Source organism: Thermomonospora curvata DSM 43183 (assembly GCF_000024385.1).
Classification (GTDB): domain Bacteria; phylum Actinomycetota; class Actinomycetes; order Streptosporangiales; family Streptosporangiaceae; genus Thermomonospora; species Thermomonospora curvata.
In genome coordinates this window covers 3565878-3586228 of the sequence record NC_013510.1, presented here as the reverse complement: position 1 = coordinate 3586228, position 20351 = coordinate 3565878, and the positions used below count along the sequence as shown (strand labels likewise).

Here is a 20351-nt window from a genome sequence, read left to right as displayed (position 1 = left end):
GGCTCAGCCCTCCAGCTGGGCCGGTGTGCGGTGCAGGATCTCCCGCGCGCCCAGCACCTCTGCCAAGTGCCGCTCCACCAGCGGCACGACCTCCTGGACCGGCACCCGCCGCCCCAGCTCCAGGCTGAGCGAGGTGGAACCCACATCGCGGATGCCGCACGGCACGATGCGGTCGAACCACGACATGTCGCAGTCGCAGTTGATCATGAAGCCGTGCATGGTCACCCCGCGCGAGACCCGCACGCCGATCGAGCCGATCTTGCGGTCGGGGGTGCCGGGCACCCACAGGCCCCGCCGGCCCTCCACGGTGATCGTCTCCAGGCCCAGCTCGGCGCAGACCCGCATCATCATGATCTCCAGCTTGCGGACGTAGGCGATCACGTCCACCGGGTCGGGCAGCCGGACGATCGGGTAGCCGGTCAGCTGTCCCGGCCCGTGCCAGGTGATCTTGCCGCCGCGGTCCACGTCGATCACCGGGGCGCCGGGATCGGTGACCGGCCGGTCCATGGGGGTGGTGCGCTTGCCGGCGGTGTAGACCGGCTGGTGCTCCAGCAGCAGCGCGGTGTCGGGGATCAGCCCGGCGATCCGCCGCTCCTGGGTGCGCCGTTGCAGCTCCCAGGCGGTCTGGTAGGGGACGGCCCGCTCGCCGAACCCCACGTGGACGATGACCAGCTCACCATTGCGCGTCGCCGCGGCCCCGGTGTCGCCTGCCGCCGCTCCGCTCGCCTCGAGTACGTCTGTCACAGCGACCAGCCTACGACCGGGCCCGTCGCCGATCGGCCGGTGCCGCGGATCTCGCCGGACGCTCAGGAACCCGACAGCAGCCGCGGTTCGATCACCATCTCCTTGACGCCGCCGGAGCCGTCCGGCTCGATGCCGTAGGCGCGGCCCTGCTCGCGGTAGGAGACCGCCTGCACCAGCTCGGTGCCCACATAGTGCAGCCCGACGCCCTCATCGGCGGCGTACCCGGCGGGCAGCAGGCCCTCGCCCACCGAGCGGTGCAGCAGCGGCCGCCGCTGCGGATCGCTGTCGTAGTGGACGCCGCACGAGTACGGCACAAAGCCCAGCCCGTCGGTCAGCGGGCGCAGCCGCGGCCCGAAGGAGTCGGTGTTGCCGCCCACGTGCCAGCACAGCGCCCCGGCGCTCTGCCCGGCCAGGACCACCCCCTCCTGCCAGGCCTCGCGCAGGATCTCCACCAGGCCGTGCAGCCGCCACAGCGCCAGCAGGTTGGCGACGCTGCCGCCGAACACATACAGCAGGTCCTGGCTGAGGATGTGGGAGCGCACATCGGCGACGTTGGGCATCGGGAACAGCGCCAGATGGCTGACCTCGGCGTCCAGCCTGGACAGCGCCGCATAGCCGCGGGCGATGTGCTCCGAGCCGTCTCCCTGCGCGGTGGCCAGGAAGCACACCCGGGGCCGGTCCTGCCCGGTCAGGTCGAGCGCGTACCGCAGCAGCGGGCTGGGGGACAGCCCGTACCGGTCGTCGGGGATGAACGTCCCCCCGCCGATGGCGAGGATGTGCGGCTGTCCGTCAGTGCTCATCTCGTCGGCCTCTTCTCTGCGGCTGTGTCACCTCACCCGTCACCGTAGGACCACTGGTGTTGTCAGGGCGTGACTTTGGCCAACCTTGACCTCAGGGCCCGGACAGCTCCGCGCGCAGGGCTTCGCTCAGCACGGGATGAGTGAAGGAGAACCCGGCTTCCAGCAGCCGGCGCGGCATCACCCGCTGGCTGACGAAGACGCCCTCCTCGGCGAAACCGCCCAGGGCGATCTTCAGCGGCAGCTTGGGCACCACCCAGGGCGCGGGACGGCGCACCGCCTCGGCCAGCGCCCGGGTGTACTCGGCGTTGGTGACCGGGTGGGGCGCGGTCAGGTTCACCGGCCCCGACAGCCGCCCCTCGATGAGGAAACGCAGCGCGGCCACCTGGTCGGTCAGCGAGATCCAGCTCATCCACTGCCGTCCCGAGCCCAGCCGCCCGCCCAGGCCCAGCCGGAACAGCGGCAGCAGCCTGGCCAGCATCCCGCCCCGGCGGCTGAGCACCACGCCGGTGCGCGGCAGCACCACCCGGATCCCGGCGTCGGCGGCCGGCTGCGTCGCGGCCTCCCAATCGGCCACCAGCTGCGCCAGGAAACCGGCGCCCTGAGGGGAGTCTTCGTCGGCCTCCCGGTCGCCGGTGTCGCCGTAGTAGCCGATGGCCGACCCGCACACCAGCACCTTGGGCCGGTCGGCCAGGCCGGCCAGCGCGGCGGCGATGGTGCGCGTGCCGTTCACCCGGCTGTCGCGGATCAGCTGCTTGTAGGCGCGGTTCCAGCGCCGGTCGCCGATGCCGGCCCCGGCCAGGTGCACCACCGCGTCGGCGCCCTCCAGCGCCGCGGTCTCCACCCGCCCGCCGGGCTCCCAGCGCGCCTCCGCGGGGCCGCGCGGCTGCCGCCGGACCAGCCGCAGCACCCGGTGCCCGTCGCTTTCCAGGCTTTGCGCCAGCGCGCCGCCGATCAGCCCGGACGCCCCCGTGATCGCGACCTTCATGACCCCACCCTAATCGCGGCGGCCCCCTCCAGACGGGAAGGACCCCGCCGCCTCCGCGCCGGGAGACGGACGGGGTCCTGCGGATGCGCGTGGACGCGCAGGTCACAGACCGAGCTCGGCCTCGAAGTTGCCCTCTTCCAGGCGCTGCTTGACGGTGCCCAGGAAACGGGCGGCGTCGGCGCCGTCGATCAGCCGGTGGTCGTAGGTCAGCGCCAGGTAGACCATCGAGCGGACCGCGATGACCTCGCCGAGGTTCGGGTCGTCGATGACCGCCGGGCGCTTGACGACCGCGCCGGTGCCGAGCATGGCGACCTGCGGCTGGTTGAGGATCGGGGTGTCGAACAGCGCGCCGCGGCTGCCGGTGTTGGTGATGGTGAACGTGCCGCCGGTCAGCTCGTCCGGGCTCACCTTGTTGGTGCGGGTGCGCTCGGCCAGGTCGGCGATGCGCTGGGCCAGGCCGGCCAGGTTGAGCTGCCCGGCGTTGTGGATGACCGGCACCATCAGGCCGCGGTCGGGCACGTCCACCGCGATGCCGAGGTTCTCCACGTCGTGGTAGGTGACCTCGTTGGTCTCGCTGTTGATGACCGCGTTCAGCTTGGGGTGGACCTTGAGGGCCTCGACCGCGGCCAGCGCGAAGAACGGCAGGAACGACAGCTTGACGCCCTCGCGGGCGGCGAAGTCGTCCTTGGCCCGCTCCCGCAGCCGCGCGATCTTGGTGACGTCCGCCTCGACCACGGTGGTCAGCTGGGCGGACACCTGCAGCGACTCCACCATCCGGCGGGCGATGGTCTGCCGGATCCGCGACATCTTCTCGGTCTTGCCGCGCAGCTGCAGCGCCTCGGGCGAGGGAACGGCCGGCGCCGGGGCGGCCGGGGCCTGCGGCGCGGCGGGAGCCTGGGGAGCCGCCGGAGCCGGGGCGGCCTGCTGGGCGGCCTGCTTGGCCTTGGCGGCCTCCAGCACGTCCTGCTTGCGGATGCGGCCGCCGACGCCGGTGCCCTTGATCTGGCTGAGGTCCACGCCGTGCTCGGCGGCCAGCTTGCGCACCAGCGGCGTGACGTAAGGGGCCTCCGCGGCCGGGGCGGGGGCCTGCGGCTGCGGCGCCGGGGCGGGCGTTTCGGCCTGCGGTTCGGGAGCCGGAGCCGGCTGCGGCGGGGCCTGCGGAGCCGGAGCCGGGGCCGGTGCGGGAGCCGGGGGCGGCGCCGGGGCGGCCGACTGCGCGGGCGGCGGCCAGGACGCCGGCGGCGGCGACTGCGGCTGGGCCGGGGCGGCCGGCGGCTCGGGCTGCGCCTGCGGCTGCGGTTGCGGCGCGGCGGCCGGGGCGGCGGCGGAGACCTCCTCCTCAGAGGAGATGATCGCCAGTTCGGCGCCGACCTCCACGGTCTCGTCCTCGGCGACGGAGATCTTGGTCAGGATGCCCGAGGCAGGCGAAGGGATCTCGGTGTCGACCTTGTCGGTCGACACTTCGAGAAGCGGCTCGTCCGTCGCGACGTGCTCACCCTCCTTCTTCAGCCAGCGGGTGACGGTGCCCTCGGTCACGCTCTCGCCGAGCTGGGGCATGGTGACGGAGACCGGCATGGCTCTCAGCGACTCCTTCGGAATATGTGCGGGCGGATCAGCCGTGCACGTGCAGTGGCTTGCCGGCGAGCGCCAGGTGTGCCTCGCCGACCGCCTCGGACTGGGTTGGGTGGGGATGTATCAGCTGGGCGACCTCGCTGGGAAGGGCCTCCCAGTTGTAGATGAGCTGGCCCTCGGTGATGAGTTCGCCTACCCGGGCTCCCACCATGTGGATGCCGAGCACCCGGCCGCCCCGTTCGGCGATCACCTTGACCTCGCCCTGTGTTCCCAGGATCTTACTCTTCGGATTCCCAGCAAGATCATATGTAACCTGCATGATTTGATGGCCGCGTTCGGCGGCTTGTGCGGAGGTCAGCCCCACGGAGGCCACCTCCGGGTCGCAGTAGGCGATGCGGGGCACCCCGTCGTAGTCGATGGGGGCCGGGGACAGGCCGCCGAGCCGTTCGGCGACCAAGATGCCCTCGGCGAAGCCCACGTGCGCCAGCTGCGGGGTGGCGATCAGGTCGCCGACCGCGCTGATGGTGGGCACCGAGGTGCGGCAGTAGCGGTCCACCTCGACGAAACCGCGCTCGGTGCGCACCCCGGCCTCGGCCAGGCCCAGGCCGGCCGAGCACGGGGCGCGGCCGACCGCCACCAGCAGCAGCTCCGCCGCCAGCGTCCGGCCGCCGGCCAAGGTGACCGTCACGCCGGTTTCGGTGGTCTTGACGCCCTCCACGCGGGCACCGAGCTCAAAAGCGATGCCGCGTTTGCGGAAGGCGCGTTCCAGCCGCCGGGAGCTGGAGGGCTCCTCCATCGGCAGCAGGTGCGGCAGCGCCTCGACGATGGTCACCTCGGCGCCGAACGAGCGCCAGATGCTGGCGAACTCCACGCCGATCACGCCGCCGCCCAGCACGATCACCGAGGCGGGCACCCGCTGCAGCGTCAGCGCCTGGTCGCTGAAGATCACCCGCTCGCCGTCGACCGGCAGGCCGGGCAGTGAGCGGGGCGCCGAGCCGGTGGCCAGCACCAGGTGGCGGCCCTCGCAGCGGACCGGGCCGGCCGGTGTGGCGACCTGGACGGCGGTCGGCCCCGCCAGCCGGCCCTCGCCTTCGACGATCGTGACGCCCTTGGCGCGCAGCAGCCCGGTCAGCCCCTTGACGGTGCCGGAGACCACCTTGTCCTTGTAGGCGTGCACCGCGGGCATGTCCACGCCTTCGAAGGAGGCCCGCACTCCGAACCGGGCGGCCCGGCGGGCGGTCTCGGCGACCTCTGCGGCGTGCAGCAGCGCCTTGGTCGGGATGCAGCCCCGGTTCAGGCAGGTGCCGCCGAGGGTGTCCCGTTCGATGAGGGCCACCCGCATGCCGAGTTCCGCAGCGCGCAGGGCGCAGGCGTACCCCCCGCTGCCGCCTCCCAGGACGACGACGTCGAAGGGACCGCCGCTGTCGACCAACTGAACGCTCCTTGGGTGATGCGTGGTGTCCGGCTCCCGCTGCGGCGCGCAGGCCACAGGGAAAGCTTTTCACTTTTTCCGGCTCGGCACCTGTGGAAACGCGGCGAAGAGGGTCACAGCGTTCCCGCGGCGACCTCCTCGGCGATCTGCACCAGGGTGCGGGTGGCGGCGCCGGTCCCGCCCTTGGGGACCTCGCCGTAGGGCTCGCCCTTGTTGAAGGCCGGGCCGGCGATGTCCAGGTGCGCCCACTTGACGCCCTCGGGGACGAACTCCTTGAGGAAGATGCCCGCCACCAGCATGCCGCCCCAGCGCTCGCCGCTGATGTTGGCGATGTCGGCCACCGCCGACTCCAGCCCCTTGCGCAGCTCCGCCGGCAGCGGCATGGGCCAGGCGGCCTCGCCGGCGCGGGTGGCGGCGGCCACCACCTTCTCGCGGACCTCGTCGTCGTTGGCCATCACCCCGCAGGTGCGGGTGCCCAGCGCCACCAGCTGCGCACCGGTCAGCGTGGCGACGTCCACCAGCAGGTCGGGGGAGTCCTCGCCGGAGCGCACCAGCGCGTCGGCCATGACCAGCCGGCCCTCGGCGTCGGTGTTGAGCACCTCCACGGTCTTGCCGCCGTAGACGGTGAGCACGTCGGAGGGCCGCTGGGCGGTGCCGCTGGGCATGTTCTCCGCCAGCGGCAGGTAGCCGATCACGTTGACCTTGGGCTTGAGCAGCGCGATGGCGCGCAGCGCGCCCAGCACCGCGCCCGCCCCGCCCATGTCGGACTTCATCCAGTCCATGGCCTCGGACGGCTTGAGCGACAGGCCGCCGGTGTCGAAGGTGATCCCCTTGCCCACGAACACCACCGTCTTGGCGGCCTCGGGGTGGGAGTAGGCCAGCCGCACCAGCCGGGGCGGGCGGGCCGAGCCCTGCCCGACGCCCACGATGCCGCCGTAGCCGCCCTCCGCCAGCGCCTTTTCATCGAGGATCTCCACCCCCAGGCCGACCTCGCCGGCCACCTTCGCGGCGATCTGGGCCAGATCGTCCGGGCCCAGGTCCGAGGGCGGGGTGTTGACCAGGTCGCGCACCAGCGTCACCGAGGAGGCCAGCGTCCGCGCCCGCTCCAGGGCCTGCTCGCCGTCCTCGACCGGGCCGCCGGTGGCCACGGTCAGCTCCGCGACCGGCTTTTTGTGCTCGCCGGTGCGGTACTTGCCGAAGGAGTAGTTGCCCAGCAACGCGCCCAGCGCCACCGCGCCGACCTCCTCGGCCGTGCCCGCCGGCAGTGCGAGGGCCACCTTGGCCGAGCCGGCCAGCGCGCGCACCGCCGCGCCCGAGGCGCGCCGCAGCGCATCGGCGCCGGTCTCCTCCCCGAGCCCGGCCGCCACCAGGACGGGCGCGGGCAGCGTGCCCAGCGTGGGCAGCTTGGTGATCTCACCGGCCTTGCCGGTGGCGCCCAGCGCCTGCAGCGCCGTCGCCAGCCTGCCGCCGAAGGCCCGGTCGATGTCGTGGGCGCCGTCGGCCAGCCGGGGCGGGGCGCCGTCCGACGAGTCGGAGCCGCCGGGCGCGATCCCGATGACGATCGCGTCGACTTCCAGGGCGGACGGGGCTGTGCTGGTAAGACTGATGGTCGTCACGCAATCTGATGCTAGTGCCCTGGCCGACCGCTTTCGTTCTGTTGATCGACTCGCCTTGGAGTTCCTCGACCGGCCGGCCGGGCCGTGACCGGTCCCGGCCGAGGAGTTCGCCGTTGCGGAGCGGGCCGGGCCCATCGCGCTCCCCCGGAACGCCGACGTGCGCGTCTGCGCCCGCAGGGCGCTCAGCGCACGGCGATGAAGGCGACCAGCGCGGCGGTCTCGGCGATCTCCACCAGGGCGCCCAGGACGTCCCCGGTCACCCCGTGCAGGCGGCGCAGCACGCGCCGGAGCGTCACCAGCCCGGCGGCCAGCCCGGCGGCGACGGCGCCGGCGCCGTGCAGGGCGCCCTCCAGACCGCCGGTCGCCGCCCCGGCCGCGGCCGCCGCGGCCGCCGCGGCGACGGTGACGGCGACGGCGGCGGCCGTGGGGACCGTGCCCGCGACGAGCGCGCCGAGACCGCCGGGCCGGGCGCCGGGCACCCCGGCCCGGCAGGCCCACGGCAGGGTGAGCCGCCCGGCCACCGCCGCGGTCACCGCCGCCAGGGCCGCATCGGGCGCCGTGGCCAGCGCGGTGACCCGGATCAGCAGCGTCAGCAGCACCGCGACGACCCCGAACGGGCCGATGTCGGACCGCTTCATGATCTCCAGCGCCTCGGCGGCGGGCCGGGCGCTGCCCAGCCCGTCGGCCAGGTCGGCCAGGCCGTCCAGGTGCAGGGCGCGGGTCACGGCCGCCGTGGCGGCCACCGCCAGCGCCGCGGCCGGCAGGCGGGGGACGCCCAGCGGCCCGGCCGCCAGCAGCACCGCCGCGGCGGCGCCGCCGGTGATCAGCCCGGTGGCCGGGGCGAGCAGCATCGCCGCCCGGGCCGAGGCGCGGTCGATGCGCACCGTCCCGGCCGGGACGACGGTGAGCAGCGTCACCGCCAGCCGCAGACCGGCGATCACCGAAGCTCCAGGACGCGCCCGGCGACGACCAGCACCGCCTCCTCCGACTCGGCCGCAAGGCGCTGGTTGAGCCGGCCGAGCCGGTCGCCGAACGCCCGCCCGGCCGCGGTCAGCGGGACCGGCGCCAGGCCGACCTCGTCGCTCACCGCGACGACGCGGGCCCGCGTGGCCCGCCACGCCGCCACCAGCTCCTCCAGGCGCGGCTCCAGGCGGGAGGGGTCGTCCCAGGCGCCGGTCTCGTCCATCACCGCGGCCAGCCAGCTGCCGATGCCGTCCACCAGGACCGCGCCCGTGGCGGACCTCAGGACGCCCGCGAGATCGGTCGTCTCCACGGTGCGCCACCAGTGCGGGCGGCGTCGCCGGTGCGCCTCGATCCGCGCGGCCCACTCGGCGTCGCCGCCGGCGGGGGCGGCGGTCGCCACGTACGTCACCTGAGGGCAGGCCGCCAGCCGCAGCTCGGCCTCGGCGGACTTGCCCGACCGCACGCCGCCCAGCACCAGGGTGCGGTGGGGGCCCTCGGGCGGATGCGTCCACCACGGCAGGCGGCGCCGCAGCTCGCCGGGGGAGGGCAGGCGGTGGTCGTTGTGGACGGCCAGCACCCGGGTGCCGGGGGCGACCGCGCCCAGGTGCCGCAGCAGCCCCAGATGCTCCGGGTGGCCCGCCAGATCGAGCAGCACGGCGTCGTAGACCGCCCCCGCCGCGGGCCGCGGGCGCTCCCCGGGGCCGCCGGCGACCAGCAGCCGGCCGCCGCCCGGCGAGCGCGCCTCGTACCCGCCGGGCAGCGGCGTGCGCTCCAGGTGCTCCAGCGGCACCCCGTCCACCAGCGCCCGCGTCGGCTCGAACGCCACCCCGGCCCGGCGCAGCCCGCTGCAGGAGGCGCAGCGGCAGTCCGGCTCGGGCCAGCCGCGCGGCCCGGCGGTGCCGATCAGCTCGATGCGGGGAGAGGCTGCCATGTCGCGGCGCACCGGAAACCTTTCATCTGGGACCGGGGCATCTGGGACCGGGCCGGGCATCGGCGGGCGGCAACGGCTAGTCTCGCCTTCCGACAAGGGAGGTCGAGCTTTTCATGCCGTGGAGCTGGCGTTTGCAAGGGGGCGACGGGGAGATCGTGACCGTGCCCGGCGTGCCCGAAGAGACGTTCGCCACCCAGGCGGACGCGGAGTCGTGGCTGGGACTGCACTGGCGCGAGCTGCGGGACGCCGGGGTCGAGCAGGTGGTCCTGCTGGAAGACGGCGCCGTCGTCTACCCGATGAGCCTGCTCGACCCCGAGTGAGCTCCGCCGTCCCGCAGCCGTGACGGCTAAGGACGCCGGGGAGGGCTGACGGTCTTGGCCGGGTCGCGGACGATCACCGGGCCCAGCACCTCGTCGATGCGCTTGAGGACGTCGGCCTCCAGCTTCACCCCGGCGGCCTTGACGTTGTCGCGGACCTGCTCGGGACGGGTGGCCCCGATGATGGCCGCCGACACGTTCGGGTTCTGCAGCACCCAGGCGATCGCCAGCTGCGCCATCGTCAGGCCCAGCTCCTGGGCGATCGGCCGCAGGTTCTGCACCCGGGTGAGGATCTCATCGGTCAGCAGGCCCTTGATGAAGTTCGCCCCGCCGGCCTGGTCGGTGGCGCGCGAACCGGCCGGCGGAGGCTGACCCGGCAGGTACTTGCCGGTCAGCACGCCCTGGGCGAGCGGGGACCAGACGATCTGCCCGATGCCCTCCCGCTCGCACAGCGGCACGACCTCTTCTTCGATGACCCGCCACAGCATCGAGTACTGCGGCTGGTTGGAGACGATGCGGTCCAGGCCCATCTCGTCGGCGATCTTCAGGGCGCGCTTGATCTCCTCGGCCCGCCACTCCGAGACGCCCACGTACAGCACCTTGCCCTGGCGCACCAGGTCGTCGAAGGCCCGCAGGGTCTCCTCCAGCGGGGTCTCATAGTCGAACCGGTGCGCCTGGTACAGGTCGATGTAGTCGGTCTGCAGCCGGCGCAGCGAACCTTCGACCGACTCCATGATGTGCTTGCGCGACAGCCCGCGGTCGTTCTTGCCGGGGCCGGTGGGCCAGTAGACCTTGGTGAAGATCTCCAGGCCCTCGCGCCGCTGCCCCTTCAGCGCCCGGCCCAGCACCTCCTCGGCCCGGGTGCCGGCGTAGACGTCGGCGGTGTCGAACGTGGTGATCCCCTCGTCGAGGGCCGCGTGCACGCACGCCACCGCGGCGTCCTCTTCGATCTGGGACCCGTGGGTCAGCCAGTTGCCGTAGGCGATCTCGCTGATGACCAGACCGCTGCGGCCAAGGTGTCGGAACTCCATGATCCCGACCCTAGCGGGCCGCGCCGCGCGGCGAGCTTCAGCGCCGGTCGCGGGCCTCCACCCGCTCGCCGATCTTCACCTGAGGCTCCGGTATCCGCAGCCGGCGGATCTGCATGGCGCGCACGGCCGCATACAGGCCCACGCCCTTGCGGTCTTCGTCGGGGAAGCGCTCGGCGGTCAGCTTCTTGACCCGCATGCTGATCACCAGGCCCTCGATCAGCACCGCGGCCAGCAGCAGCGGCGGGGCGAACAGCATCAGCAGCGCGGTGATGGGCGAGCGGATGAAGCTCAGCAGCACGATGACCAGCATCGCGTACATCAGGTAGGAGCCGATGGTGCGCCGGCCGTCGACGTAGTCGCGGGCGAACCGGCGGACCGGGCCCTTGTCCCGCTTGAGCAGGTAGCGTTCGTCGCCGCGCCGCATTCCCTCGCGTACCAGCGCGCGCTGCTTGGCCTGCCGTTCGCGGAGCCGCCGGTAGGCCTCCTTGCGGTCGCGCGGGGCGGTGATGTACTGCCGCCGCCGCTTTTCGGCCTCGCGGCGCTTGGGCGTGGGACGACCCTTGCCTCCCGGCTTGGCCACGGGGGGAGGGGGTGCTTCGGAGGTGGCCTGGCTACGACGTCGGAACACGGCCATCAGGGTACCCTCCGCGTCCGCTTGGGCCGTCCGTGGAACCCGGGGGCGGGTGGGTACGTCCTACCAGGACCAGGGGACGGCAACACCATGGAGCCGCCAGACGTTAACGCGTAGGGTGATATCAGCCCCAGCAGTGGTCATTGCAGTACATCACGAAGGGACCGGCGCCGCGCGATGAGCGTGATGAAGCGAATGTCGATGATCTTCAAGTCCAAGGCGAACAAGGCGCTGGACCGTCTGGAGGATCCTCGTGAGACCTTGGACTACTCCTACCAGCGCCAGCTGGAGATGCTGCAGAAGGTGCGCCGCGGGGTGGCCGACGTGGCGACCGCCCGCAAGCGCCTGGAGCTGCAGATCCAGCAGCTGGAGCAGCAGCACACCAAGCTGACCGAGCAGAGCCGCAAGGCGCTGCAGGTCGGCCGCGAGGACCTGGCCCGCGAGGCGCTGCAGCGGCGCGCCGGCCTGGACGGCCAGCTCAACGAGCTGCGCATGCAGCACCAGAACCTGCAGAGCGAGGAGGAGAAGCTGACGCTGGCCTCCCAGCGGCTGCAGGCCAAGGTGGACGCCTTCCGCACCCGCAAGGAGACCATCAAGGCCACCTACACCGCGGCCGAGGCGCAGACCAGGATCAACGAGGCGTTCGCCGGGATCTCCGAGGAGATGGGCGATGTCGGCCTGGCCATCCAGCGGGCCGAGGAGAAGGCCGAGACCATGAAGGCCCGCGCCGGCGCCATCGACGAGCTGCTGGCCTCCGGCGCGCTGGACGACTTCAGCGGTTCCCGGGACGACATCCAGGCCGAGCTGGACCGCATGGGCGCCACCGCCGGCGTGGAGCTGGAGCTGGAGCGGATGAAGGCCGAGCTCGGCCAGGCGCCGGCCCCTAAGCAGCTGGACGCCGGCACCCCGCAGCAGGCCCCCCAGCAGGCTCCCCACCAGCAGGCCGCCCCGCAGCAGCCGCCGGCCCAGGGGCCCTGGCCGCAGCAGCCGGGGGGTGCCCAGTGATCGTCCGCATCATGGGCGAGGGGCAGCTGGAGGTGGCCCCGGGCGATCTGGCCGCGCTCAACGAGCTCGACGAGCGGGTCGAGGCCGCCATCGAGGCGGGGGACGAGGAGGCGTTCCGGACCGCGCTGCACGAGCTGCTGGAGAGCGTGCGCAGCGTCGGCACGCCGCTGCCGGCCGACAGCCTGGAGCCCTCTGAGCTGATCCTGCCGCCGGCCGACTCCCAGATGGAGGAGGTCCGCAAGATGCTGGGGGACGCCGGGCTCATCCCCGGCTGAGGCCGCCCGCCTGCGGCTTTTTACGGCCGGGGAACGCGCCCGCCGGGCGGAAGGCCCGCCCGTCTTCGGGCGCGTCCCTCGTGCCCGCCGCGTGCGGTGCCCGCCCGCGGCCGGCGGTGCGTCAGGGCAGGGCCAGCATCTGGTCCAGCGCCGCCTTGGCGTAGTGGGCGGTCTCCTCGTCCACCTGGATCCGGTTGACCACCTCGCCCTTGGCGAGCGACTCCAGCGCCCACACCAGGTGCGGCAGGTCGATCCGGTTCATCGTGGAGCAAAAGCACACGGTCCGGTCCAGGAACATCACGTTCTTGTCCGGGTGCATGTTCGCCAGGCGCCGCACCAGGTTCAGCTCGGTGCCGACCGCCCACGAGGAGCCGGCCGGCGCCGCGGCCAGGGTCTTGATGATGTACTCGGTGGAGCCGACGTAGTCGGCCTCCACCACCACCTCGTGCCGGCACTCGGGGTGCACCAGGATGTTGACGTCCGGGACGCGGGAGCGGATCTCATCCACCGAGGCCTTGGTGAAGCGGGCGTGCACCGAGCAGTGCCCGCGCCACAGCAGCATCCGGGCGTCGCGGAACTGCCGGGGCGTCAGGCCGCCCTCCGGCCGGTGCGGGTCGTAGACCACGCAGTCGTCCAGCGAAAAGCCCATCTCCAGCACCGCGGTGTTGCGCCCCAGGTGCTGGTCGGGCAGGAACAGCACCTTCGAGCCCTTGGAGTAGGCCCACTCCAGGGCCCTGCGCGCGTTGGAGGAGGTGCACACCACGCCGCCGTGCCGCCCCACGAACGCCTTGATGTCGGCCGAGGAGTTCATGTAGGTGACGGGGACCACATCGTCGGCGATCCCCACCTCCTCCAGGACCTCCCAGCACTCTTCGACCTGGTCGAAGGTGGCCATGTCGGCCATCGAGCAGCCGGCCGCCATGTCCGGCAGCACCACCTGCTGGTGGTCGGCGGTGAGGATGTCGGCGGACTCGGCCATGAAGTGCACGCCGCAGAAGACGATGTAGGGCGCCTGGGGACGGGCCGCCGCGTCGCGGGCCAGCTTGAAGGAGTCGCCGGTCACGTCCGCGAACTGGATGACCTCATCGCGCTGGTAGTGGTGGCCGAGCACGAAGACCTGATCGCCGAGCGCGGCCTTGGCCGCCCTGGCACGTTCCACCAGCGCGGGGTCGGAGGCCGGGGGCAGCGCCCCCGGGCACGAGACGCCGCGCTCGCTGGCCGGGTCGGACTCGGTGCCCAGCAGCAGCAGCGGAAGGCTCCGGGTACCGAGCTCGGGGGTGGTGGTCACGGGATCCTCCTCTGCGACGGAGACTTATCGTCGCTCTGACACTAATGGTCGCATATCCCGAAATCCGGTGAACCCCCGGGGTCCCCGGCCGGGGTGAGGCGGAGGTCACCGCCCCGCCCGGGTCCGCCCCGCGGGTAGACGGAATGCCCGCGGCGCGGGGTACGTTGGTGTGCTGAGGAGGCGCGGCGACGTCTTGGGGGCGTCCGCGGCCCCAGCCATCATCGATCGAACGCGACGGTCGCCGGACGGCCGACGAGCTAGACCGGGAGCTGAACACATGACGGTAGAGAGCACCGAGACCACCGAGCAGGTCAGCGGCGTCATCCTCACCGATGCCGCCGCCGCCAAGGCCAAGGACCTGCTGGAGCAGGAGGGCCGTGACGACCTGGCGCTGCGCGTGGCCGTGCAGCCCGGCGGCTGCTCCGGGCTGATCTACCAGCTCTACTTCGACGAGCGGGAGATGGACGGCGACCTGGTGCAGGACTTCAACGGCCTGCAGGTGCGGGTGGACCGCACCAGCGCGCCCTACCTGGCCGGCGCCACCATCGACTTCGTCGACACCATCGAAAAGCAGGGCTTCACCATCGACAACCCCAACGCCACGGGCACCTGCGCCTGCGGCGACTCCTTCAACTGACCCTTACTCGACGCGCCGTCTCCGCTGAACCTTTTTCAACACGCCGTTTCCACAGGCCGGGACGGGAGCCTCACAGCCAGGGACGATGCCGTGACCTGCGACGTCACGGCTCAGACACCCTCGGGGCTCCCGTCTCCGGCGCCCGAGATCATGTGTTGAAAAGGTTCGCTCAACCTGTTTCGACGCACGGCCCACGGAGCCGGGGCCGGAAGCCCCGATGGTGCCTGCTGCGACGACGTTCCAGGTCACAGCGTCGTCCCTGACCGCGACGTCACCGCCTCGACCTGCGCGGACGGCGTGCTGAAAAGGGTTCGCCGAGCCTCGGCCAAGGCGCCGGCGTCCACGGCGTGCGGCCCGGGTGCCACAGGCGCCCGGGCCGCGTCGCTGCCGCCCTGCACGAGCCCGTCCACGAGGTGACGCGCCGCTTTCTTTCGCCGGAACCGAAGCCGCGATCCCCGCATTCGGGGAGACTTGACGGGCGTTAGCCTTTGGTGGCCCGAAGGCGCCTCCCGTGAAGGCTTTGCGGGACTGAAACAGCCGGAAAAGAACCGGACGACACCGACGAGGAGAGCGACGCGTGCGCATCGCCGTGACCGGATCCATCGCCAACGACTATCTGATGAGCTTCCCCGGCAAGTTCACCGACCAGCTCATCCCCGACCAGCTGCACCGTGTGTCGCTGTCGTTCCTGGTGGACGAGCTGGAGATCCGCCGGGGCGGCATCGCCGCCAACATCTGCTTCGGGATGGGCTCGCTGGGCCTGCGGCCGATCCTGGTCGGCGCCGTGGGCAACGACTTCGCCGACTACCGCTCCTGGCTGGAGCGGCACGGGGTGGACACCGAGTCGGTGCACGTCTCCGAGCTGCGGCACACCGCCCGCTTCCTGTGCACCACCGACGTCGATCACAACCAGATCGCCTCTTTTTACGCCGGGGCCATGAGCGAGGCGCGCGACATCGAGCTGGGGCCGGTCGCCGACCGGGTCGGCGGCCTGGACCTGGTGGTGATCAGCCCCAACGACCCGGAGGCGATGATCCGGCACACCGAGGAGTGCCGCGAGCGCGGCTTCCCCTTCGCCGCCGACGTCTCCCAGCAGCTGGCCCGCATGGAGGGCGAGCAGATCCGCACGCTGATCGAAGGCGCCCGTTACCTGTTCACCAACGAGTACGAAAAGGCGCTGGTGGAGCAGAAGACCGGGTGGGGGGACACGGAGATCCTCGACCGCGTGGAGATCCGGGTGACCACGCTCGGCCCCAAGGGCGTGGTGATCACCCGTAAGGGCCAGCCGGAGATCCACGTGCCCGCCGCCCCCGTGCGCAAGGCGGTCGAGCCCACCGGCGTCGGCGACGCCTTCCGCGCCGGCTTCCTGTCGGCCACCGCCTGGGGGCTGTCCCTGGAACGCGCCGCCCAGGTCGGCAACCTCGTGGCCGTCCACGCCCTGGAAAGCCCCGGCCCCCAGGAGTACCGCCTGGAGCGGGAGGAGTTCCTGTCCCGCTTCACCGACGCCTACGGCCAGAGCGCGGCCGACGAGATCGCCTCGCACCTGCCCTGAGAACGGGCGGGCGCGCCGTTGCGGGCGGCCGTGGCCGAAAGGCCCGGCCGCCTGCTAATAGCAGCGGCGAATGTGGAAGGCCCAGCCCTGGGCAAGGGGCTCTTCGCGGATGAACTCCTGAGACTTCATCCGGCACCAGGCCGGCACGTCGGTGCGGGCGGCCACATCGTCGGCCAGCACCGCCACCACCTGCCCGATGGGGACCTCACGGATCCGCTCGGCCAGCCAGATGATCGGGATGGGGCATTTGCGGCCGAGCGCGTCGATCACCAGCGCCGGCGGGGGAGCCGCGGGCGCGGCGGGCTCGGCCGGGGCGGGAGCCTGCTGCTCGGGGGCGGACCGCGCCCGCCGGCGACCGGCCGCTCTGGCTGATCCGCGGGTGCCGCGGCCTCGGAACATCATCGACCTCCTCCCCACGGCCGAAGCCCGGGGATTTCAGGCCCTCGCGGGCCGGACCTTCCTGTTTCACAGGCCGCGGCGGCCCCTGGGACGAACCCGGCTTGCCGGGGCCTTACACGACCTCTACAGGCTTCACATCCCGCCGGCCCGGCGGTAGACTCAGCGGCTCTTTCCTCTTTGCCATTGAGCGGGCTCAATATATCAGACCGATACCACAGCGCGTGGCCCCGCACTGCACTGCCCCAGTGCCCGAAAGCGCCCATGGACGGCCACGCCACCTGCCTTTTCCCGCCGCTTCGGCGCCGCTCATCCGGTGACCATGCCGGCATCGCGGCGCAGCCGGCTCACCACGTCCGCAAGCACCGTCAAGAACCGGTCGACATCGGGGGATTTCGTGCCACGAGGCAGCGATACCCGCACATTGCCATGGGTAATCACTCCCATGGCCTCCAGCACATGGCTGGGACGCAGGGTGTCGGCCGTGCAGGAGCTGCCGGAGGAGACCGCGAACCCGAACCGGTCGAGCTCGGTCAGCAGCGCCTCTCCCTCCACATACAGGCAGGAGAAGGTGACGATGTGCGGCAGCCGCCGCACCGGGTCGCCGACCACCTCCACATCCGGCACCAGGCGGGGCACCTGCTCGCGGATCCGGTCCACCAGCGCCGACAGGCGGGGGCCTTCGTCGGCCATCTCCGCCCGGAACGCCTCCAGCGCCGCGGCGGCCGCCACCGCCGCGGGCACGTTCTCAAAGCCCGGCACGTGCCGCCGCTCGCGCTCATCGGCCGGCAGCGGCGAACGCCACCGGGTGTTCTTGCGGATCACCAGCAGCCCCACCCCGGCGGGCCCGCCCCACTTGTGGGCGCTGGCGGCCAGCAGCGACCAGCCCTCCGGCAGGTCCGTCCGCCCCACCGACTGGGCGGCGTCGGTGAACAGCGGCACCCGCACCGCCCGGCAGGCCTGCGCCACCTCCTGCACCGGCTGCAGCGTGCCCACCTCGTGGTTGGCGGTCTGCAGGCAGGCCAGCGCGGTGTCCGGGCGCAGCGCGGCGGCGAACGCCTCCGGGTCGACCCGGCCGTGCCGGTCCACGCCCACCCGGGTGACCTCGCCGCCCTCCCGCTCGTGCAGCTCGGCGGCGTGCAGCACGCTGGAGTGCTCCACCGCCCCGACCACCAGGTGACGTCCCACCCGGCGCCGGGCGCGCAGCGCGCCCAGCACCGCCAGGTGCACCGCCTGGGTGCCGGAAGAGGTGAAGAAGACCTCATCGGGCAGCACGCCCAGCACCGCGGCCACGCGGGCGCGCGCCCGCTCCAGCAGCAGCCGGGCGTTGCGCGCCGCCCCGTACAGGCGGGCGGGATCGGCCCAGCCCGCCTCCAGCGCCTCCAGCAGCGCCCGGCGCGCCGCCGGGTGCAGCGGCTCGCCGGAGGCCGCATCGAGGTAGCCGGCGGGCGCGCCCGCCGGCCCCGCCGCGGCGGTGGCGTCATCGAAGCTGAGCGGCCCGTTCATCGCATGCCGCCGGGTCGGCCGGATACAGATGACACGACCTCGACATTAACAACTCGGCACCCGATCAGGGGGGTGGCGACCCTCCGCGCTAATGTGTCCTGCACACGTGTGAACTACCGATCTGAGTGCCCGGTTGCACCGGGCTTCATCTGTGGGGAAGGCATTCCGTGAGTCCGACCCGCTCAAGGGAGCGGCGTACGCCGGTGCGCGCCCGCCGCGCATTGACCAGTGCCGGCGCGCTGGCCCTGCTGGCGATGACCGCCACCGCGTGCAGTGGCGAGGCGGCCCGCCTTGGCATGCCCGAGCCGATCAGTGACCAGGCCGAGCGCATCCTGCAGCTATGGCAGGGGTCCTGGATCGCCGCGTTCGCGGTCGGTGGCGTCGTCTGGGGTCTGATCCTCTGGGCGGTGCTGTTCCACCGCAAGCGCTCCGACGATCTGCCGCCGCAGGTGCGTTACAACCTGCCCATCGAGATGCTCTACACGGCGGTGCCGTTCGTGATCATCGCGGTGCTGTTCTACTTCACCGCGCGTGATCAGAGCTACATCGAGAAGACGAGCGACGACAACGTCGCCGCCGTGATCGATGTGTACGGCTTCCAGTGGAGCTGGCAGTTCGACTACAAGGAGAGCCTGGCCAAGGACGCCCCGACGGTGGCGTCCGTGGTCGGCGTCCCGGTGGATCCCAACGCCGCCAGCAAGCCGCAGGTGATGATCCCCGCCGGGCAGAAGGTGCGCTTCCGGCTGCACTCCAACGACGTCATCCACTCGTTCTGGGTGCCCGCGCTGCTGTACAAGAAGGACATGATCCCGGGCTACGTCAACGAGTTCGAGATCACGGCCAAGAAGACGGGCCTGTACGAGGGCCGCTGCGCCGAACTGTGCGGCGTGGACCACAGCCGGATGCTGTTCCAGCTGAAGGTGGTCACGCCGGAGGAGTACCAGAAGTTCATCGCTGAGTCCAAGGCGGCCGGAGGAACCCAGTGACCACGCTCAGCCATGCTCCGAGCGCACCGCCGCTCGCTGCGCCGCGGACGAGCAAGGGGCGCCTGCTGGCGTCCTGGCTGTCCAGCACCGACCACAAGGTGATCGGTTACCTGTACCTGATCACCTCGTTCATCATGTTCCTCATCGGCGGCGTGATGGCCATCGTCATGCGTGCCGAGCTGTATGAGCCCGGCATGCAGCTGGTGAGCAACGAGCAGTTCAACCAGCTGTTCACCATGCATGGCACGGTCATGCTGCTGATGTTCGCCACGCCGCTGTTCGCCGGCTTCGCCAACGCGATCATGCCGCTGCAGATCGGCGCGCCGGACGTGGCGTTCCCGCGGATGAACATGCTGGCCTACTGGCTGTTCCTGTTCGGCAGCCTGATCGCGCTGTCGGGCTTTTTGACCCCCGGCGGCGCGGCCAGCTTCGGGTGGTTCGCCTACGCCCCGCTGTCGGACGCGGTCCGCACCCCCGGCGTCGGCGGCGACCTGTGGGTGCTGGGCCTGGCCATGAGCGGTCTGGGCACCATCCTGGGCGCGGTCAACTTCATCACCACCATCCTGTGCATGCGCGCCCCGGGCATGACGATGTTCCGGATGCCGATCTTCACCTGGAACGTCCTGCTCACCTCGATCCTGGTGCTGCTGGCCTTCCCGCCGCTGGCCGCGGCGCTGCTGGGGCTGGCCGCCGACCGGCTGTACGGGGCGCACGTGTTCGACTCCTCGCACGGCGGGGCGATCCTGTACCAGCACCTGTTCTGGTTCTTCGGCCACCCGGAGGTCTACATCATCGCGCTGCCGTTCTTCGGCATCGTGACCGAGATCCTGCCGGTGTTCAGCCGTAAGCCGATCTTCGGCTACATCGGCCTGGTGGGCGCCACCATCGCCATCGCGGGCCTGTCGGTCACCGTGTGGGCGCACCACATGTACGTGACCGGCCAGGTGCTGCTGCCGTTCTTCTCCTTCATGACGTTCCTCATCGCGGTGCCCACCGGGGTGAAGTTCTTCAACTGGATCGGCACCATGTGGCGCGGCCGGCTGACCTTCGAGACGCCGATGCTGTGGTCGCTGGGCTTCCTGGTGACCTTCCTGTTCGGCGGGCTGACCGGTGTCATCCTGGCCTCCCCGCCGATGGACTTCCACCTGTCGGACTCCTACTTCGTGGTGGGCCACTTCCACTACGTGGTGTTCGGCACCGTGGTGTTCGCGATGTTCGCCGGGTTCTACTTCTGGTGGCCGAAGTTCACCGGCAAGATGCTCAACGAGAAGCTCGGCAAGCTGCAGTTCTGGATGCTGTTCATCGGCTTCCACGGCACCTTCCTCGTGCAGCACTGGCTGGGTGCGGCGGGCATGCCGCGCCGTTACCCCGACTACGCCGAGGAGTTCACCGCCCTGAACCAGGTGTCGACGATCTTCTCGATCCTGCTGTCGCTGTCGCTGCTGCCGTTCTTCTACAACATCTACATCACCGCCAAGAAGGGCAAGAAGGTCGAGGTGGACGACCCCTGGGGGTACGGAGGCTCGCTGGAGTGGGCGACCTCCTGCCCGCCGCCGCGGCACAACTTCACCTCGATCCCGCAGATTCGCTCCGAGCGCCCCGCCTTCGACCTGCACTACCCGTACGCGGATGCCAAGGGCGAGCTGGCGGAGGCCGGGGCCGGCACCGGATCGGAGAAGTGACC

General features: G+C 71.9%; 20 protein-coding genes. 7 read left to right on the top strand and 13 right to left on the bottom strand.

Features of this window, described 5'->3' with window-relative positions:
* Positions 1-3 precede the first annotated feature (3 nt).
* From lipB to TCUR_RS15220, 8 genes are all read right to left on the bottom strand, one after another.
* Positions 4-672 (bottom strand): lipoyl(octanoyl) transferase LipB, encoded by a 669-nt coding sequence (gene lipB, locus TCUR_RS15255; RefSeq protein ID WP_041441966.1) that lies wholly within the window; start codon positions 670-672, stop codon positions 4-6.
* A 134-nt stretch (positions 673-806) separates the two neighbouring features.
* Positions 807-1544: a Type 1 glutamine amidotransferase-like domain-containing protein gene (locus tag TCUR_RS15250; protein WP_012853421.1), complete on the bottom strand. Its 738-nt coding sequence runs from the start codon at positions 1542-1544 to the stop codon at positions 807-809.
* Positions 1545-1635: 91 nt separating this feature from the next.
* On the bottom strand, positions 1636-2529 hold the full coding sequence (locus TCUR_RS15245; protein WP_012853420.1) for a TIGR01777 family oxidoreductase: 894 nt from the start codon (positions 2527-2529) through the stop codon (positions 1636-1638).
* A 102-nt stretch (positions 2530-2631) separates the two neighbouring features.
* Positions 2632-4104 carry a 2-oxoglutarate dehydrogenase, E2 component, dihydrolipoamide succinyltransferase gene (sucB, locus tag TCUR_RS15240; RefSeq protein WP_012853419.1) on the bottom strand — a complete coding sequence of 491 codons (1473 nt, stop codon included), beginning with the start codon at positions 4102-4104 and terminating at the stop codon, positions 2632-2634.
* Between the two features lie 37 nt (positions 4105-4141).
* On the bottom strand, positions 4142-5533 hold the full coding sequence (lpdA, locus tag TCUR_RS15235; protein ID WP_012853418.1) for a dihydrolipoyl dehydrogenase: 1392 nt from the start codon (positions 5531-5533) through the stop codon (positions 4142-4144).
* 113 nt (positions 5534-5646) lie between these two features.
* Positions 5647-7149, bottom strand: coding sequence for a leucyl aminopeptidase (locus TCUR_RS15230; RefSeq protein WP_041439820.1), 1503 nt, complete (start codon positions 7147-7149; stop codon positions 5647-5649).
* A gap of 182 nt (positions 7150-7331) precedes the next feature.
* Positions 7332-8090 (bottom strand): adenosylcobinamide-GDP ribazoletransferase, encoded by a 759-nt coding sequence (locus TCUR_RS15225; protein ID WP_012853416.1) that lies wholly within the window; start codon positions 8088-8090, stop codon positions 7332-7334.
* Positions 8087-9043 carry a bifunctional adenosylcobinamide kinase/adenosylcobinamide-phosphate guanylyltransferase gene (locus tag TCUR_RS15220; RefSeq protein WP_012853415.1) on the bottom strand — a complete coding sequence of 319 codons (957 nt, stop codon included), beginning with the start codon at positions 9041-9043 and terminating at the stop codon, positions 8087-8089. The genes TCUR_RS15225 and TCUR_RS15220 overlap by 4 nt, the downstream gene beginning before the upstream one ends.
* Before the next feature lie 131 nt (positions 9044-9174).
* Here TCUR_RS15220 and TCUR_RS15215 point away from each other — a divergent pair, with 131 nt between their 5' ends.
* Positions 9175-9363, top strand: coding sequence for a hypothetical protein (locus tag TCUR_RS15215; RefSeq protein ID WP_342610134.1), 189 nt, complete (start codon positions 9175-9177; stop codon positions 9361-9363).
* A 26-nt stretch (positions 9364-9389) separates the two neighbouring features.
* On the opposite strand, the gene TCUR_RS15210 is transcribed toward TCUR_RS15215, so the two are convergent.
* Positions 9390-10391, bottom strand: coding sequence for an aldo/keto reductase family protein (locus tag TCUR_RS15210; RefSeq protein WP_012853413.1), 1002 nt, complete (start codon positions 10389-10391; stop codon positions 9390-9392).
* Positions 10392-10428: 37 nt separating this feature from the next.
* Complete coding sequence (locus TCUR_RS15205; RefSeq protein ID WP_012853412.1) at positions 10429-11025, bottom strand: DUF3043 domain-containing protein; 597 nt, start codon at positions 11023-11025, stop codon at positions 10429-10431.
* Positions 11026-11199: 174 nt separating this feature from the next.
* Here TCUR_RS15205 and TCUR_RS15200 point away from each other — a divergent pair, with 174 nt between their 5' ends.
* Both TCUR_RS15200 and pspAA read left to right on the top strand, forming a co-directional pair.
* On the top strand, positions 11200-12027 hold the full coding sequence (locus TCUR_RS15200; RefSeq protein ID WP_083789871.1) for a PspA/IM30 family protein: 828 nt from the start codon (positions 11200-11202) through the stop codon (positions 12025-12027).
* Entirely contained in the window at positions 12024-12302 is a 279-nt protein-coding gene (gene pspAA / locus TCUR_RS15195; protein WP_041439818.1) for a PspA-associated protein PspAA, read from the top strand. The genes TCUR_RS15200 and pspAA overlap by 4 nt, the downstream gene beginning before the upstream one ends.
* A gap of 121 nt (positions 12303-12423) precedes the next feature.
* Here the strand turns inward: pspAA and nadA are convergent, their stop codons facing one another.
* Positions 12424-13590: a quinolinate synthase NadA gene (gene nadA, locus TCUR_RS15190; protein WP_012853409.1), complete on the bottom strand. Its 1167-nt coding sequence runs from the start codon at positions 13588-13590 to the stop codon at positions 12424-12426.
* Between the two features lie 277 nt (positions 13591-13867).
* On the opposite strand from nadA, the gene TCUR_RS15185 reads away from it, so the two are divergent.
* Both TCUR_RS15185 and TCUR_RS15180 read left to right on the top strand, forming a co-directional pair.
* On the top strand, positions 13868-14227 hold the full coding sequence (locus tag TCUR_RS15185; RefSeq protein WP_012853408.1) for a HesB/IscA family protein: 360 nt from the start codon (positions 13868-13870) through the stop codon (positions 14225-14227).
* A 577-nt stretch (positions 14228-14804) separates the two neighbouring features.
* On the top strand, positions 14805-15779 hold the full coding sequence (locus TCUR_RS15180) for a carbohydrate kinase family protein (RefSeq protein WP_012853407.1): 975 nt from the start codon (positions 14805-14807) through the stop codon (positions 15777-15779).
* Positions 15780-15833: 54 nt separating this feature from the next.
* Here the strand turns inward: TCUR_RS15180 and TCUR_RS28030 are convergent, their stop codons facing one another.
* Positions 15834-16052, bottom strand: a complete 219-nt coding sequence (locus TCUR_RS28030; RefSeq protein WP_041441963.1) for a sulfurtransferase TusA family protein — start codon at positions 16050-16052, stop codon at positions 15834-15836.
* A 432-nt stretch (positions 16053-16484) separates the two neighbouring features.
* Positions 16485-17681, bottom strand: a complete 1197-nt coding sequence (locus TCUR_RS15170; RefSeq protein WP_012853405.1) for a cysteine desulfurase family protein — start codon at positions 17679-17681, stop codon at positions 16485-16487.
* A 221-nt stretch (positions 17682-17902) separates the two neighbouring features.
* Here TCUR_RS15170 and ctaC point away from each other — a divergent pair, with 221 nt between their 5' ends.
* Positions 17903-18667 (top strand): aa3-type cytochrome oxidase subunit II, encoded by a 765-nt coding sequence (ctaC, locus tag TCUR_RS15165; RefSeq protein ID WP_245536868.1) that lies wholly within the window; start codon positions 17903-17905, stop codon positions 18665-18667.
* On the top strand, positions 18664-20349 hold the full coding sequence (gene ctaD / locus TCUR_RS15160) for an aa3-type cytochrome oxidase subunit I (protein WP_012853403.1): 1686 nt from the start codon (positions 18664-18666) through the stop codon (positions 20347-20349). Before ctaC ends, ctaD begins: the two co-directional genes overlap by 4 nt.
* Positions 20350-20351: the final 2 nt, after the last annotated feature.

What these genes read in the sequence shown, in the direction of transcription:
- TCUR_RS15250 (WP_012853421.1), bottom strand. Translation starts at nt 1,544, where the DNA reads ATGAGCACTGACGGACAGCCGCACATCCTCGCCATCGGCGGGGGGACG.
- TCUR_RS15245 (WP_012853420.1), bottom strand. Translation starts at nt 2,529, where the DNA reads ATGAAGGTCGCGATCACGGGGGCGTCCGGGCTGATCGGCGGCGCGCTG.
- sucB (WP_012853419.1), bottom strand. Translation starts at nt 4,104, where the DNA reads ATGCCGGTCTCCGTCACCATGCCCCAGCTCGGCGAGAGCGTGACCGAG.
- TCUR_RS15220 (WP_012853415.1), bottom strand. Translation starts at nt 9,043, where the DNA reads ATGGCAGCCTCTCCCCGCATCGAGCTGATCGGCACCGCCGGGCCGCGC.
- TCUR_RS15210 (WP_012853413.1), bottom strand. Translation starts at nt 10,391, where the DNA reads ATGGAGTTCCGACACCTTGGCCGCAGCGGTCTGGTCATCAGCGAGATC.
- TCUR_RS15205 (WP_012853412.1), bottom strand. Translation starts at nt 11,025, where the DNA reads ATGGCCGTGTTCCGACGTCGTAGCCAGGCCACCTCCGAAGCACCCCCT.
- TCUR_RS15200 (WP_083789871.1), top strand. Translation starts at nt 11,200, where the DNA reads ATGAGCGTGATGAAGCGAATGTCGATGATCTTCAAGTCCAAGGCGAAC.
- TCUR_RS15185 (WP_012853408.1), top strand. Translation starts at nt 13,868, where the DNA reads ATGACGGTAGAGAGCACCGAGACCACCGAGCAGGTCAGCGGCGTCATC.
- TCUR_RS15170 (WP_012853405.1), bottom strand. Translation starts at nt 17,681, where the DNA reads ATGAACGGGCCGCTCAGCTTCGATGACGCCACCGCCGCGGCGGGGCCG.